At 69.8% G+C, this 13,843-nt stretch carries 16 protein-coding genes; 9 read left to right on the top strand and 7 right to left on the bottom strand.

Annotated features, from left to right (window positions below):
• Nucleotides 1–131 precede the first annotated feature (131 nt).
• The 5 genes from ACFVYN_RS21215 to ACFVYN_RS21195 all read left to right on the top strand — a co-directional run bounded on the left by ACFVYN_RS21215 (nucleotide 132) and on the right by ACFVYN_RS21195 (nucleotide 2,959).
• Nucleotides 132–977, top strand: coding sequence for a helix-turn-helix domain-containing protein (locus tag ACFVYN_RS21215; RefSeq protein ID WP_390000784.1), 846 nt, complete (start codon nucleotides 132–134; stop codon nucleotides 975–977).
• On the top strand, nucleotides 977–1,180 hold the full coding sequence (locus ACFVYN_RS21210; protein WP_390000782.1) for a DUF397 domain-containing protein: 204 nt from the start codon (nucleotides 977–979) through the stop codon (nucleotides 1,178–1,180). The genes ACFVYN_RS21215 and ACFVYN_RS21210 overlap by 1 nt, the downstream gene beginning before the upstream one ends.
• A gap of 12 nt (nucleotides 1,181–1,192) precedes the next feature.
• Nucleotides 1,193–1,489, top strand: a complete 297-nt coding sequence (locus ACFVYN_RS21205) for a DUF6247 family protein (RefSeq protein ID WP_390000781.1) — start codon at nucleotides 1,193–1,195, stop codon at nucleotides 1,487–1,489.
• 37 nt (nucleotides 1,490–1,526) lie between these two features.
• On the top strand, nucleotides 1,527–2,525 hold the full coding sequence (locus tag ACFVYN_RS21200; protein WP_390000779.1) for a BtrH N-terminal domain-containing protein: 999 nt from the start codon (nucleotides 1,527–1,529) through the stop codon (nucleotides 2,523–2,525).
• A 131-nt stretch (nucleotides 2,526–2,656) separates the two neighbouring features.
• Nucleotides 2,657–2,959: a zinc-ribbon domain-containing protein gene (locus tag ACFVYN_RS21195; protein ID WP_390000777.1), complete on the top strand. Its 303-nt coding sequence runs from the start codon at nucleotides 2,657–2,659 to the stop codon at nucleotides 2,957–2,959.
• A gap of 30 nt (nucleotides 2,960–2,989) precedes the next feature.
• Here ACFVYN_RS21195 and ACFVYN_RS21190 read toward each other — a convergent pair whose 3' ends face one another.
• Nucleotides 2,990–3,787, bottom strand: a complete 798-nt coding sequence (locus tag ACFVYN_RS21190) for an SAM-dependent methyltransferase (protein WP_390000775.1) — start codon at nucleotides 3,785–3,787, stop codon at nucleotides 2,990–2,992.
• A gap of 321 nt (nucleotides 3,788–4,108) precedes the next feature.
• Between ACFVYN_RS21190 and ACFVYN_RS21185 the strand changes: the two genes are divergently transcribed.
• Nucleotides 4,109–4,525, top strand: coding sequence for an SsgA family sporulation/cell division regulator (locus ACFVYN_RS21185; RefSeq protein ID WP_390000773.1), 417 nt, complete (start codon nucleotides 4,109–4,111; stop codon nucleotides 4,523–4,525).
• Nucleotides 4,526–4,918: 393 nt separating this feature from the next.
• Here the strand turns inward: ACFVYN_RS21185 and ACFVYN_RS21180 are convergent, their stop codons facing one another.
• Nucleotides 4,919–5,356, bottom strand: a complete 438-nt coding sequence (locus ACFVYN_RS21180; RefSeq protein ID WP_390000771.1) for a DUF2267 domain-containing protein — start codon at nucleotides 5,354–5,356, stop codon at nucleotides 4,919–4,921.
• Nucleotides 5,357–5,471: 115 nt separating this feature from the next.
• Entirely contained in the window at nucleotides 5,472–5,897 is a 426-nt protein-coding gene (locus tag ACFVYN_RS21175; protein WP_390000769.1) for an Hsp20/alpha crystallin family protein, read from the bottom strand.
• Between the two features lie 155 nt (nucleotides 5,898–6,052).
• On the opposite strand from ACFVYN_RS21175, the gene ACFVYN_RS21170 reads away from it, so the two are divergent.
• Entirely contained in the window at nucleotides 6,053–6,355 is a 303-nt protein-coding gene (locus ACFVYN_RS21170) for a hypothetical protein (protein ID WP_390000767.1), read from the top strand.
• A gap of 4 nt (nucleotides 6,356–6,359) precedes the next feature.
• On the opposite strand, the gene ACFVYN_RS21165 is transcribed toward ACFVYN_RS21170, so the two are convergent.
• Nucleotides 6,360–6,731, bottom strand: coding sequence for a VOC family protein (locus ACFVYN_RS21165; RefSeq protein WP_390000765.1), 372 nt, complete (start codon nucleotides 6,729–6,731; stop codon nucleotides 6,360–6,362).
• Nucleotides 6,732–6,874: 143 nt separating this feature from the next.
• On the opposite strand from ACFVYN_RS21165, the gene ACFVYN_RS21160 reads away from it, so the two are divergent.
• Nucleotides 6,875–8,290 (top strand): alginate lyase family protein, encoded by a 1,416-nt coding sequence (locus ACFVYN_RS21160; protein ID WP_390000763.1) that lies wholly within the window; start codon nucleotides 6,875–6,877, stop codon nucleotides 8,288–8,290.
• 228 nt (nucleotides 8,291–8,518) lie between these two features.
• Here ACFVYN_RS21160 and ACFVYN_RS21155 read toward each other — a convergent pair whose 3' ends face one another.
• Both ACFVYN_RS21155 and ACFVYN_RS21150 read right to left on the bottom strand, forming a co-directional pair.
• The gene (locus ACFVYN_RS21155; protein WP_390000761.1) at nucleotides 8,519–9,973 is read right to left on the bottom strand and encodes an MFS transporter; all 1,455 of its coding nucleotides are present in this window, start codon (nucleotides 9,971–9,973) and stop codon (nucleotides 8,519–8,521) included.
• 78 nt (nucleotides 9,974–10,051) lie between these two features.
• Entirely contained in the window at nucleotides 10,052–11,431 is a 1,380-nt protein-coding gene (locus ACFVYN_RS21150) for a DUF445 domain-containing protein (RefSeq protein ID WP_390000759.1), read from the bottom strand.
• Nucleotides 11,432–11,627: 196 nt separating this feature from the next.
• Between ACFVYN_RS21150 and ACFVYN_RS21145 the strand changes: the two genes are divergently transcribed.
• Nucleotides 11,628–12,962, top strand: a complete 1,335-nt coding sequence (locus tag ACFVYN_RS21145) for an SGNH/GDSL hydrolase family protein (protein WP_390000757.1) — start codon at nucleotides 11,628–11,630, stop codon at nucleotides 12,960–12,962.
• A 66-nt stretch (nucleotides 12,963–13,028) separates the two neighbouring features.
• Here the strand turns inward: ACFVYN_RS21145 and ACFVYN_RS21140 are convergent, their stop codons facing one another.
• A complete protein-coding gene (locus ACFVYN_RS21140) occupies nucleotides 13,029–13,811 on the bottom strand; it encodes a DUF1707 domain-containing protein (protein WP_390000755.1) in 783 nt (260 codons plus the stop codon).
• Between the last annotated feature and the right edge of the window lie 32 nt (nucleotides 13,812–13,843).

The following is a 13,843-nucleotide window of genomic DNA, read 5'->3' as shown; positions in this document are numbered from 1 at the left end:
CTCAAAATGGAACTCTCATCTCAAGCTTCTGGTGGTGCGGCCGAACGGCGAGCGCCCCCAGCGCGCGCCACCTTGCCGTCCCCTTGGGACAACCAGGACGATTCGCTAGATCGACACGAAGGGCCGTAGGAATGGCAGTTGGACCCACGACACGAAGGCGCCAACTCGGCGCCGACCTCCGTCGTCTCCGCGAGCGACAGGGGTTGACCCTCGAAGAGGCAGGCACTCGCGTCGGCATCTCCAAGGCGACCTTGAGCCGCTACGAAACCAAGGAAGGGACCGTCAAATGGCCGGCCGTTGACGCCCTCTGTCGCGAGTACGGCGCCTCCGACGAGGAGCGCCTCGCCCTCGTAGAACTGGCGAAGGGCGCCAAGATCCAGGGCTGGTGGCGGTCCCTCGACGACCCCATCCCCGAGTCGATGAACCTCATGCTCACGCTTGAGGACGAAGTCGTACGCGAAGACCACTACGCCTGCATGTACATCCCTGGTCTTCTGCAGACCCGCGCCTACGCGGAAGCCGTCCACCGTGCCTCGGAAGTGCAGTGCCCCGAGCGCGAAGTTCAGCACATGGTCGACATCCGCATGAAGCGGCAAGAGCTCCTCGAACGAGCGGAACCCCCGCTGCTGTGGTGCGTGATCGATGAGGCGGCACTGCGGCGCAGGGTAGGCGGCCGCGAGGTCATGCAGGACCAGCTCCAACACCTACTCGCCATGACGGAACGACCGCACGTCACCGTCCAGGTACTCCCTTTTTCCTCGGGTGCGCATGCGGCTTCCGTCGGCAGCTTCGCCGTCCTGAGAGGGCCAGCGCCCGAACTGGACGTGGTGTACGTGGACTTGCTCGGCGGTGGCCTCTTCATGGAGAAGCAACGGGAACTGGAGCGTTATAGATTGGCGTTCGAGTACCTCAGCGCGCAGGCGCTCGACCTTGAGTCCTCGGCGGCGGTCATCCGCCGTATAAGCAAGGAGCTTTGATGACGAAGGCACCGACGCACGAGTGGTTCAAGTCCTCCTACAGCGGAGGCAGCGGAACCGAGTGCGTGGAGGCCGCCTTCGTACAGCCCGGGGTTCTCGTACGAGATACCAAAGCACCTGAACGCCCGTATCTCCTCATGTCAGTTGGGGCCTGGCGCAGCTTCCTGTCCGGAGTGCGTCGTAACCCTCCTGAGGACTTCTAGGAGCAGACGACCGTGAGCGGACCGCACAGGAAGAAATCCGTGCCCGCGCCACCGCCGTTGCGGACCATCGGCGATATCCGTGCCGCCCTGAGGTCCAGCCACCGGTTCTCCGACGACCAGGCGTCGTTCGAAACGGACCTTCAGCGTGCGTTGGAAGCGTCGTCGGAAGCGGATCTGAGCGCGGTCGCCTCGGTGATCGTCGACTACAGAGGCCGGATCCGTCTCTGCCAGGACCCTGACTTCGACGCGGCGGTACAGGAAGGCATTGATCTCGCGGGACGCCTGAAGCGGGAGACCAATGAGCGGTGAGTGGCATCATCGCGCCTCCCCACCAGGAGACCCTCGCGTGACCACCGTGAAGGGCATCACCCCCCGCGCCACACACCACTGCGAAACCACCACCCTCGGCGTCCTCCTCCGTCACCAGGGCATCGATCTCTCCGAGCCCATGCTCTTCGGCCTCGGCCGTGGGCTCTCCTTCGTCTACTGGGACAGCAAGAGCATGGCGTTCCCCTTCCTCGGGGGACGGGTCAAGCCGTTCGAGCTGGCCCGGAACCTGGCCGACACCCTCGGGCTGGAGCTCGTGGTTCGGGAGACCGCCTCGCCCAAGAAGGCGTGGGCGGACGTGGTGGAGGTCATTGATGGGGGCCGGCCCGTTGGGTTGCAGCTCGACAGCTACTACCTGGACTACTTCGGGGCGAAGGTCCACTTCGGCGGGCATGTCGTCGCGATGTACGGCTACGACGACCGGCTCGCCCACCTCGTGGACACCGAGCAGCAGGGCGGAGCGGTGTCCACCGGGCTGGAGAGCCTAGCGCGGGCCAGGGCCGCGCGGGGGCCGATGACCGCCAGGCACCGGTCGTTCACCCTCACCGCCCGCCAGGATCTGCCCGCTCTTGAGGAGAGGATCGTTTCCGCGATCACCGGGTGTGCGGACGCGTTTCTTCATCCGCCCATCGCCAACCTGGGTCACCGTGGCATCGAGAAGAGCGCCAAGCTGGTCCGCACCTGGCTGCGGCGGAGCGACGACCCGCGGCGGGACCTGCCGCAGGCCGCCCTCCTGATGGAGAAGGCCGGTACGGGCGGCGCCCTGTTCCGCAACCTGTACCGAGACTTCCTCGCAGAGTGCGCCGAGCTGCTCGACAGCGAGCACCTGCACACCGGTCACCGGCTGTACGCCGAGGCGGCCGCCCTGTGGACGCAGGTCGCGACGCAGATCACCGAGGCCGGGGAGTCGGGCGAGGACCAGTACCTCGTACGGGCGGGCACCGTGCTCCTCGAACTGGCACGCATCGAGCGCGAGGCCATGGGGGCGCTGAGCCGGCTGGGCGGCGAGGGGACCTAACCCCGGATCGATCCGGATCCCCTTCTAGGGTGGTCGCTCCAGCCTCCCCCTTCTTGGACCGTGCGACCAGGCGCGTCGTGGACTACGGGGATACTGCCTCTCAAGCACCGAACCCGGAAGGCGACGACACCATGCTCATCCTCTTTGGCACCAAGGGATACCTTTACCAGCTCGCGATACTCACGATGGTGTGCGGGCGCTGCGGGAACCCGGCCGCGCACACCCTGCGCAAGCGCGTCACGAAGTTCACGCTGTTCTTCGTGCCGCTGTTCCCGATCTCCACCAAGTACGCGACGCAGTGCACCTTCTGCGGTGCGGAGAACAAGGTGAGCTCGCAGGAGGCGGAGCAGCTGCAGGCGCAGGCGACCGCCGGTGGCGGGCAGGGGGGCCAGGTGTCCGGCGGACAGGCCCCGCAGCAGCCGTACCACCAGTAAGGCAGTACGGGCAGTACGGGCAGTACGGGTTCAGGGGAGCTTGCGGGCCACCCCGCCGTAGAAGCCGATCTCGTGCGAGCGGGGCGGCGGGGGTGTGTCCGGGCGCCAGAACGGGACCTGGGCCACGCCCGGATCGATCAGCTCGAAGCCGTCGAAGAAGCGCACGATCTCGCTGCGGGTGCGCAGGTTCATGGAGGCCGTCGCCTTGCCGTAGACGGCCGCCGCCCCGCTGCGGTCGGCGAAGTCGCCCGTGGCGTGGGAGAGGATCAGGTGGCTGCCGGGGGCGAGGGCGTCGCGGAGGGTGGCGATGATCTCCTCGGGCTTGTCGGCGTCCGTGAGGAAGTGGATGACGGCGACCAGGAGCAGGGCCACCGGCTCGTCGAAGTCGATGACGGCGCGTACGTCGGGGTCGTCCAGGATCGCCCGCGGGTCGCGCAGGTCGGCCAGGGCGATACCGGTCGTGCCGCCCGCGCCGAGCAGGGCGCCGGCGTGCCTGTGCACGATCGGGTCGTTGTCGACGTAGGCGACGCGGATGTCCGGCGCCACCTCCAGGGCCGTCTCGTGGACGTTCGGTGAAGTGGGCAGGCCGGTGCCGATGTCCAGGATCTGGCGCACGCCGGTGCCGATGACGTGGCGGACGGCCCGGCGCAGGAAGGCCCGGTTGGCCCGTACGCCGATCCGCGCCTCCGGGGCCGCGGCGATGAGCTGTTCGCCGGCCTGGCGGTCGACCTCGTAGTTGTCCTTGCCGCCGAGCAGGTAGTCGTAGATCCGTGCGGGGTGCGGCTTGCTGGTGTCGATCTCCTCGGCGCGGAAGCCGTGCTCTCTCACGGGGGCTCCTCTCGGGCGGTCGCGGGCGCGGACGCCGGACCGGCGGGGGCACGCGTCAGCTGTCGGTACGCCGGTTCAACTCCCTTGAGTGGGGCGGAAGTTCCGGGGAGCGGGCTCGGGGCGTGGTCGGGGGGCGTCGGTGGTGGGCGAATGGTCGGTGACTTCCGCTCATTGAGTTCATTCAGTTCGTTCAGCTCCGGGGTGACTCAGATCACATGCATGGATCTACGCCTCCGCGTACTGAAGGCGCACTTCTGGCACTCGACAGGGCAACCGAAAGACAACTGCCCTACTTCGCCCCCAAGACGGAGACCGCCGCCCATGCGCCTCACCACCCTGCAACAGACCGTCCGCGCCCGCCTGATCACCCCTGATTGCCCGGAACTCCCGTTGCGCCCCACGCTGCGCTACAACTCCGCCGAGCCGTTCGCCGTACACATCGACTTCCCCGCGCAGGTCTCGGCCGACGGCCAGGGCGTGACGTGGATGTTCGCGCGGGCGCTGCTGGAGGAGGGGCTCGGGAGACCGGCCGGGGAGGGGGACGTACGAATACGGCCGTGCGGCTGGGCCAGGACCGTCATCGAGTTCCGCTCACCGCTGGGCCTCGCCGTGATCCGCTTCGGCACGGCCACCCTCCGCCGCTTCCTGCTGCGCTCCTACGACGTCGTCGAGCCCGGCACCGAGAACCTGGGCCCCGACCTCGACCACGGGCTCGCCGCGCTGCTCGACGAGGTGTGAGACGAGGCATGCGACGGCGCTCGGGCAGGGGCTCGATTCCGCCGTGTGGAAAGCGGCACTCATTCCCAGAATGAGTGGTCCACCAAGGTGTGGGCCATCGACGAATCCCACGGGGCCGACCATGCGAAGATCCGCTGTTCTGCCGGCCGTTGCCGCCGCACTCGGCGTCCCGTTGACCGCGCCGCCCCCACCGCCTCGGCAGCCGTCCCGGTGACCGAGGTCGCCTGCCAGGACTGGTCCGTGTTTCCGCAGTACATCCGCTACATCTACCTCAGCGCGGACAACCCCATGACATCCCCGGTCCCGCCGCCGTGGGCCTCGCCCTCGCCCGCGCCGCCGTCGGCAGGTCGCGGCAGGGGCGAAGCCCTCCAGGCCGGTCGGGCGGGCGGTGCGTCAGGCCGCTGCGGGGGTCAGTTCCGCCCTGCCGAACAACAGGGCGTAACCGGAGGGGAGTCGGTCCAGAACGCGGTCCACGAGCTCGTCGCCCACCAGTTCCGGCAGCACGCTCAGGACCGAGCTGACGTCCCAGCGGGCCGTCGCCGGGGTCGCGCCCTCGATGCGGCCGGCCACCGCGTCCACGAACTCCGGTGCCGTCAGGGGCCTGTTGAGCGGAATCCGGGAGGCGACAAGCCTGGCGGCCTCCTCGGGCAGGGCCCGGGCGAGGTCGACACGTTCGTCGCCGGTGACATGGCCGCCGAGGGTGGACAGGACGACGCGGACGACGCGTTCCGCCTCCGCCGTGCTCGCGTACTGTCCGGCCTCGCGCACGGCGTCGACGAGGTCGCTCCACCGTGCCGTTCTGGTCGCTCGATCCGCGCTGAGTGCGCTCATGTACGGGTTCTCCTGGGGGTCGTTGCGCCCCCGCGGGCGGACCTGCCGCTCCGCGGGGGCGCGACTGCCTTGCCTGTTCTTCGAGTGGTCTTCGAGTGGTCTTCGAGCCGCCGCGTCAGCGGCTGATCTCCCTGCGGCCGCTGTCGCCGCCCGTGATCTGGATCCGGCGCGGCTTGGCCTGCTCGGCCACCGGGATGCGCAGGGTCAGGACGCCTGCGTCGTACGAGGCGTCGATGCGTTCCGTGTCGAGGGTGTCGCCGAGGAACAGCTGACGGGTGAACGAGCCCGTGGGTCGTTCGGCGACGATCATCTCCGCGCCCTCGGGGGCGGGGACGCGGCGCTCGGCGCGGACGTTCAGGACGTTGCGTTCGACGTCCAGGTCGATCGTCTCGGGGTCGACGCCGGGGAGGTCGAAGTGGACGACGAACTCGTCTCCCGACCGGTACGCGTCCATCGCCATCGCGGCGGGACGAGCGGTGGAACCGAGAACCTGCTGCGCGAGCCGGTCGAACTCGCGGAAGGGGTCGGTACGCATGAGCATCACAGTCCATCTCCTTTCCACAGACTCTGCGGGTGCGATGCCCTACGCCTTCTTATATAGCTCGCAACCAGGAAACTTGACAAGCCCAGACTCAGGTTGGATTCCCGGCGCCGGTCCGGAGTTAGCCTCGGGACACATCGACCGAGGAGGCAGGCATGGCTGAGGTTCCCAGCGCGGTGATCGCGGCGGGCGGGCTCGTCGGCGGCTACGGCGTGGCCCGCTGGACGAAGAAGCGGCAGCTGGGCGGGGCGGTACTGGCCGTCGCCGGGACCGCGGCGGCCCGGCAGTGGCGGGAGCGGGCCGGCGGTAAGGCGGCCGGGGCCCTGTCGGCCGCGTACGTGGCCGCCTTCGCGGCATCCCACCCGCTGACCAAGAAGGTGGGCGCGTGGCCCGCGGTGTTCGGCGTGGCGGGCGCGGTGGCGCTGGCCTCGTGGGCGGTCGCGGACCGCGACTCCTGAGAGGTCAGCGGTGTCCGGCATCCCGGTGGGTCAGCACATTGACCACCCGGCCGTTGGGATCCCGGACGAAGAAGCGCCGTACGCCCCACTCCTCGTCCCGCAGCTCCCGTACGACCTCCGCGCCCGACGCCACGACCTGCGCGTACACGGCGTCGATGTCCTCGACCTCCACGCTCAGGTCGGGGACGACGGGCGCGGTGCGTTCCTCGGTGAGGAAGCTGATCTGGGCGGTCGGGTTGGCGGGTGACGCCAGTGTCACCACCCACCCCATGTCCATGACCTCCTCGAAGCCGAGCAGGCCGTAGAAGTCACGGTTGGCGGTCAGTGCCTCTCCGGACTCGACGTGGATGTCGGGCATGATCCTGCGGATGCTCACGGGCACGGCTCCCTTCTGTGGCCTTTTCTGTCATCGGCGCTCTGTCATCGGCGTTCCGTCATCGGCGTTCTGCCATCTGCTTTCTGTTATCGGCAGTCCCACCCTCGCGTCTCCTGACCGTCCCAGCCACCGGCACGCGAGGAATGACGTCCGTGACTTCACAGATCAGCCGCCGCAGCATGCTCAAGGCGACGGGAGCCGCGGGTGTCGCGGTGACCGCCGCGACGGCCCTGCCCGCCACCGCGGCCGCCGCCGACTCCGCCTTCGCGCACCCCGGCCTGCTGCACACCGGTGCCGACCTCGCCCGTATGGCCGCCAAGGTGAAGGCGGGCGCCGCGCCCTACACGGCCGGTTTCGCCAAGCTGACCGCCAACCGCCATGCGCAGAGCGGCTGGACGCCCAACCCGCAGACCACGGTGTATCGGGGCTCGGGCTCCCCCCAGAACTACGCGACCCTCTACAACGACATCCACGCCGCCTACCAGAACGCCCTCCGGTACCACGTCAGCGGCGACAGCGCGCACGCCGACACGGCCGTGACCATCCTCAACGCCTGGTCGGCGAAACTGACGTCCGTCGAAGGCACCGCGGACCGCTTCCTCGCCGCCGGTCTCTACGGCTACCAGTTCGCCAACGCCGCCGAACTCGTCCGCGACCACCCGGACTTCGACCTCGCCCGCTTCCAGGAGCTGCTCACCAAGGTCTTCGCCCGGCTCAGCGATGACTTCCTCGTCCGGCACAACGGTGCCGTCGTCACCAACTACTGGACCAACTGGGACCTGTGTGCCATGGCCTGCGTCCTCGCCACCGGCATCTTCTGCGACGACAGATCCCAAGTCGCCCGCGCGATCGACTACTTCAAGAACGGCGAAGGCCTCGGCGCACTCAAGCACGCCATCCCCGTCGTGTACGACGACGGCCTCGCCGAGTGGCTGGAGGCGGGCCGGGACCAGGGGCACGCGCTCCTCGGCGTCGGCCTGATGGGCACGTTCTGCGAGATGGCCTGGAACCAGGGGTACGACCTGTACGGCTACGACGACAGCCGGTTCCTCAAGGGGGCCCAGTACGTGGCGAAGTGGAGCATGGGAGGGGACGTCTCCTACACCGCGAACACCCGCGCGAAGGGGGCGATCGGGGGATGGTCCGGTCGGGAGACGGCGTCCGCGGCGGCCGGCGTCGACCCCGCCACGACCCGCCCCGTCTGGGCCATGATCGCCAACCACTACACGAAACGCCGGGGGCTTTCGGCGTCGTACGTCACCCGTATCGCGGCGAGGTCGGCGCCGGAGGGGGGTGGCGGGGACTACGGCCCCAACAGCGGAGGGTACGACCAACTGGGCTTCGGGACTCTGGCGTTCACGCGGGATCGCCGGGTGACGGAGACGGGGGCTTCTACTGTCCCCCCGAACTCCGGCGCGCGGGCTCAGACGGTGACCGCCGCCGACCAGGACCTCGCGGCCACCGGTTCCGACGACATCGTCGGCTGGTCCGCCGCCGCGGGGATCACCGCGGTGGCGGGGGGACTGCTTCTGCTGCGGCGGCGTGGGGGTACCGGGTGAGGCCGTCCGGCGGGTGTCGGGTGCGTCGTGGCTGGTCGCGCAGTTCCCCGCGCCCCTGGGAAGCTGCGGTCACCCGCGCCAGGACGGACCGTCCGCGCCAACCTCGCGCGCTACACCCGCCCCCACCGGACCGCAACGGGCCGCCGCAGGCACCCAGGGGCGCGGGGAACTGCGCAAAAACGCCCGCCCCCACCGAACCCGCACCCGAAACCCGGCCCCCCATACACCTCACGTCGCAGTCAGCGGCTTCGCGATGTCCTCCAACGACCGCCCCTCCGCCCGCACCGCGAGGAACGCCGCCACCAGACCCGCCGCGCACATCAGCCCCGCCCCGATCTGGAAGGCCAGCACCGTGTCGCCGACCTTCCCCGTGCTCGTCAGGTCCGCGAACAGCAGCGGTCCGCTGATGCCGCCCGCCGCCGTACCCAGCGCGTAGAAGAACGCGATCGACATCGCCCGCGTCTCCATCGGGAACACCTCGGACACCGTGAGGTAGGCACTGGACGCCCCCGCCGACGCGAAGAACAGCACCGCACACCAGCACGCCGTCAACGTGGCCGCGCTCAACGAACCCCGGTCGAACAGCCACGCCGTCCCGAACAGCAGCAGCCCCGACAGCAGATACGTCGACGAGATCATCACCCGTCGCCCCACCGTGTCGAACAGCTTCCCCAGCAGCAGCGGCCCGAAGAAGTTACCGATCGCGATGACCGCGAAGTAGTACCCGGTGTCCCCCGTCGGCACGTCGAAGAACGTCGTGAGGATCGCCCCGAACCCGAACGTGATCGCGTTGTAGAGGAACGCCTGGCCGATGAAGAGCGAGAACCCGAGCACCGACCGGCGCCGGTAGTCCGAGAACACCGTCCGCGCGATCTCCGCGAACGTCACGCTCCGCCGCTGATGGATCGTGATCTCACCCTCGGGCCGCGGCAGGGACTCGCCACCGCGCTCCGCCTCCACCCGCTTCTCGATCGAGGTGACGATCCGCTCCGCCTCCTCGTCCCGCCCGTGGATCAGCAGCCACCGCGGACTCTCCGGCACATGCCGCCGCACCAGCAGGATCACGAAGGCCAGCACCGCCCCCAGCGCGAACGTCAGCCGCCAGCCCACGTCCTTCGCGAAGATGTCCGTGTTCAGCGCGACGATCGACAGCAGGGAGCCGCCCACCGCTCCCAGCCAGAAGCTTCCGTTGATCATCAGGTCGACCCGGCCCCGGTACTTCGCCGGGATCAGCTCGTCGATCGCGGAGTTGATCGCCGCGTACTCCCCGCCGATCCCGAATCCGGTCAGGAACCGGAACAGGAAGAACCACCAGGACTCGAAGGACACCGCCGTCAGCGCCGTAGCGGCGAGATACACCGCCAGCGTGATCATGAACAGCTTCTTGCGGCCCCACTTGTCCGTCAGCCGCCCCCAGAACAGCGCTCCCACGCACGCGCCGGCCACGTACAGCGCCGCCGCGATACCGGTGACCTGCCCGGAGGAGATGGACAGCCCGCTCCCCGGCTCCGAGAGCCGGCTGGCGATGTTGCCGACGACCGTGACCTCGAGGCCGTCGAGGATCCACACGGTGCCAAGTCCGATGACGATCGTCCAGTGCCAGCGGGACCAGGGGAGCCGGTCGAGTCTGGCAGGGATGTCGGTCGTCAAGGTGCGGCCGGTATCGGCCTGGGCTGTGGTCACGGAAGGGCTCCCTCCCCTTTGGGCGATCGTCGGGCGATCGTCGAACGAACGCCAAGCGGGTGCCCGCGACCAGACCGGCTACGCCCCCAGCGCCCGCGACACCGTGTAGATCAACAATCCCGCGAGCGACCCGACCACCGTGCCGTTGATCCGGATGAACTGAAGGTCACGGCCGATGTTCGCCTCAATCTTCCGCGTCGTGTGCTCGGCGTCCCACCCGGCCACCGTGTCCGTGATCAGGGAGGTGATCTCGCGCCGGTAGGTGGTGACCACGTACACCGCGGCCCCCTCCACCCACCCGTCGACCTTCGCCTGCACCTTCGGGTCCACGGCCATCCGCGCCCCCAGCGACAGCAGCGACGCCCGCACCCGCAGCCGCAGCTCACTGCGCTCGTCCTCGGCGGCGGAGACGATCATCGACCGTACGGCGGTCCAGGCGGACGCGATGAGGTCCTGGACCTCGCCGCGCCCCAGCACCTCGCCCTTGAGCCGCTCGACACGCGCGCGTGTGTCCGTGTCGGACTGGAGGTCGTTGGCGAAGTCCGTCAGGAACCGGTCAAGCGCTCCACGCGCCGGATGCGACGGCATGTCCCGCATCTCGGTGACGAACCGCAGCAGCTCCTTGTAGACCCGCTCGCCGACCTTCTTGTCGACGAACCGCGGGGTCCAGCCGGGCGCGCCCCCCTGCACCGCGTCCATGACCTGCTCGTTGTGGAGCACCAGCCAGTCGTGGGCCCGGGCCACCACCAGGTCGACGACCCGCCGGTGCCCGCCGTCGGCGACGACCTTGTCCAGCATCTTCCCGATGCCGGGCGCGATCTCCTGGGCGTCGGCCCGCCGGGTGATCGCCTCGCCGACCACGGCCTGGACGTCGGAGTCCCGCAGGACGGTCAGGGCGCCCCGGAGCGCGGCCGACAGCTCGGCGGTGACCCGGTCGGCGTGCTCGGGGTCGGCCAGCCAGGTGCCCAGCCGGCTGCCGATGCCCACGGCCCGCAGCCGCTGTCGTACGACGTCCTCCGAAAGGAAGTTCTCGCCGACGAACTCGCCCAGTGACACCCCCAGCTGGTCCTTCTTGGTGGGGATGATCGCGGTGTGCGGGATGGGCAGGCCGAGGGGGTGGCGGAAGAGGGCGGTGACCGCGAACCAGTCGGCGAGCGCGCCCACCATGCCAGCCTCGGCGGCGGCGGCGACGTAGCCGGCCCAGGGACCCGCCCCGGAGTTGTGCGCCCACGTGGCGAGGACGTACACCACCGCCACGAGCAGCAGCAGCCCGGTCGCGGTGAGCTTCATCTGCCGCACCCCGCGCTGTTTCTCCAGGTCCGCCTCACTGAAGGTGTTCATCGCACGTACGGCCGAAGCGGGGACGGCACGGCCCAGGGGCGTCCCGTCCCCGCCGCCTCCTCGGGCCGGCCGCTCCACGTCAGACGGTTCCGCTTCCTCAGATGTCGTGCGTTCCATCCGCTCCACCCGTTCCGTGATCCCTCACACATTGTCCCTTCCTGACCGACTCCTGGAACAGAACAGGAGTTCCCGGCGTCAGTCCGGACGAGGGAATCGACAGGGGGTCTCGTCACTTCTCCCCCGGTTCATGCCTCATCATGAGTTGATCAGATCGGAGCCCCGGGCTCCCATCGGCCTAGGAGAACACCACCGCATGACTCGGCGTCATGGTTACGCCCTGCTGACCGCGATCGTCGCCCTGATCGTGGCCCTGTCCACCGCCATCTACGTCGGGGTGGCGGCCGACACAGGTACCTCGGACCGGACCACGCTGTCCGGTGCCGGGCCCGCCCGCCCCTCCGCCGCGCCCGCGTCCGCCGGCGTCTGGGTCGGCAGCTGGTCCGCCTCCCCGGTCGGCGCCGAGCCCGGCACCGAGGCCGAGGGCATGACCGGACGTTCCGTCCGCAACGTCGTCCACGCCGGCGTCGGCGGTACGAGTGCCCGTATCACGCTGTCCAATCTCTACGGCCGGACACCGTTGACCATCACGCACGCCTCCCTCGCCCTCGCCGCCGGCCCGCGGACCGCGGCGGCCGAGGCGGGGACCACGCGGCGGCTCACCTTCGCCGGCAACACCACGGTCGTCATCGCGGCGGGCGGACAGGCGCTCAGCGACGCCGTCGCCCTGGCCGTCCCGGCGGGCGGCGACGTCCTCGTCACCACCTACTCGCCCGCCCTGTCCGGCCCGGTCACCTACCACCCGACGGCCCGGCAGACCTCGTACGCCGGTCCGGGCGACCTCACCGAGGACGAGTCCGGGACGGGGTACACCGAGCAGGTCGACCACTGGCGGTACCTCACCGCGCTGGACGTGCTCGGCGACGAGGCCGACGGGACGGTGGTCGCCTTCGGCGACTCGCTGACCGACGGCAAGAACTCCACCCTCGACGCGAACTCCCGCTGGCCGGACTTCCTGAACCGGCGCCTGCGCACCGCGCTCGTGGCCGGCCGGGACCTGCCCCGCTACAGCGTCGTCAACGAGGGGATCGGCGGCAACCGGGTCCTCGCGGACGCCCGGGGCCGCCCCCTGGAGAACCAGGCCGGCATCCGCCGCTTCCGGCGGGACGTGCTCGACCGTCCCAACGTCAAGGTCGTCGTCATCGACCTCGGCATCAACGACATCCTCCGCACCCCGGGCACCGTCGACTCCGGCAAGCTCCTCACCGGCCTGCGCGACCTGGTCCGCCAGGCCCACGCACGCGGCATCAAGGTCGTCGGCGCGACCCTCATGCCGGTCGGCAAGCGCACCACCTGGAACGAGGCCCGCGAAGGGGTCCGCCAGACCGTCAACGCGCAGATCCGGGCGGGCAGGGTCTACGACACGGTGGTCGACTTCGACAAGGCGCTGAGGGATCCCTACAACCCCCGTGAGCTCCGCGCGCTGTACGACTCCGGGGACCGGCTCCACCCCAACGACAGGGGGTACGAGCGGATGGCGGCCACGTTCGACCTGGAGTACCTGAAGGGGTCGGCGGCGGCACGGCTGTGAGTGCGGGCCGGTGGGACCTGGTCGGGGCCGGTCGCCAAGACGGACCCGCACCGGCCCACCGGACCGTCAGTCCTCGCGTCGCCGGCGGCGCTCCCGCATCAGGCCGTGGTGATCCCCGATCATCCGCCGATGCGCGTCGCGCACATCGTCCCGGACCGACTCCCTCAGCTCCCGGACGGCCTCCCGGCGATCCAGCCGCTGCTGCCGCCGCTCCTCCCGGAGCCGGTGCCGCTCGGCCCGCGTCACCTTCCGCTCGACGCCGACGCCGCCCCAGAACGCGAACCCGGTCACAATCACCCGAGGTGCCCCCGGCTCTCCCGGGACCCCCTCCTCACGGTGGTCGAAGCCGCCCATGATCCCGATCCCGCGCACCACGACCTCGACCCCCGGCGGTACGACGACCTGCATCCCGCCCATGATCGCGACACAGTTGATCTCGACCTCGCCGTCGGCGAAGTTCGCCTCCCGCAGATCGATCTCCCCGCCGCCCCAGAAGGCGAAGCAGTTGAACCGCCGGGGCATCGTCCACCGCCCCTTGCGCTGGAACCCGGACATCACGGCCACGGCCCACGTCGAGGATCCCTCGCCGCCGACGATCCGGGACGCCCAACTCCCGTCCGGCTCGGGCCGCTTCAGCATGTCGACCTTGGGAGCGACCACCTGGCCGACCGGCAGGTCACGGGTGATCGGTGCGAGCTCCCCGTACGTCCGCGCCTTGTAGGTCGCGTCCAGTCGCTCCTCGAACTCCTCCATGTCGAGCCGCCCCTCCGCGAGGGCGTCCCGCAGGACCTCGGCGACTCGCTCACGATCGGCGTCGGAGGCACGCAGCTCTGGCAGTTCCTCGGTCATGTACCGCAGCCTACGAGTTAGCTCTCCCCACG

It is taken from the genome of Streptomyces sp. NPDC058307 (genome assembly GCF_042880295.1).
In the GTDB taxonomy this organism is placed as follows: Bacteria; Actinomycetota; Actinomycetes; order Streptomycetales; family Streptomycetaceae; genus Streptomyces.
The sequence above is the reverse complement of the archived record's forward strand: the minus strand, read 5'-3'. Positions and strand labels throughout refer to the sequence as shown.

Excerpts from the sequence above, each read along its gene's own strand:
- ACFVYN_RS21175 (WP_390000769.1), bottom strand. The coding sequence starts at position 5,897 with ATGCTCATGCGTACCGACCCCTTCCGCGAGTTCGACCGGCTCGCGCAG.
- ACFVYN_RS21150 (WP_390000759.1), bottom strand. The coding sequence starts at position 11,431 with ATGGAACGCACGACATCTGAGGAAGCGGAACCGTCTGACGTGGAGCGG.
- ACFVYN_RS21180 (WP_390000771.1), bottom strand. The coding sequence starts at position 5,356 with ATGAGCGCACTCAGCGCGGATCGAGCGACCAGAACGGCACGGTGGAGC.
- ACFVYN_RS21140 (WP_390000755.1), bottom strand. The coding sequence starts at position 13,811 with ATGACCGAGGAACTGCCAGAGCTGCGTGCCTCCGACGCCGATCGTGAG.
- ACFVYN_RS21210 (WP_390000782.1), top strand. The coding sequence starts at position 977 with ATGACGAAGGCACCGACGCACGAGTGGTTCAAGTCCTCCTACAGCGGA.
- ACFVYN_RS21160 (WP_390000763.1), top strand. The coding sequence starts at position 6,875 with ATGACGTCCGTGACTTCACAGATCAGCCGCCGCAGCATGCTCAAGGCG.
- ACFVYN_RS21185 (WP_390000773.1), top strand. The coding sequence starts at position 4,109 with ATGCGCCTCACCACCCTGCAACAGACCGTCCGCGCCCGCCTGATCACC.
- ACFVYN_RS21170 (WP_390000767.1), top strand. The coding sequence starts at position 6,053 with ATGGCTGAGGTTCCCAGCGCGGTGATCGCGGCGGGCGGGCTCGTCGGC.
- ACFVYN_RS21215 (WP_390000784.1), top strand. The coding sequence starts at position 132 with ATGGCAGTTGGACCCACGACACGAAGGCGCCAACTCGGCGCCGACCTC.
- ACFVYN_RS21145 (WP_390000757.1), top strand. The coding sequence starts at position 11,628 with ATGACTCGGCGTCATGGTTACGCCCTGCTGACCGCGATCGTCGCCCTG.
- ACFVYN_RS21195 (WP_390000777.1), top strand. The coding sequence starts at position 2,657 with ATGCTCATCCTCTTTGGCACCAAGGGATACCTTTACCAGCTCGCGATA.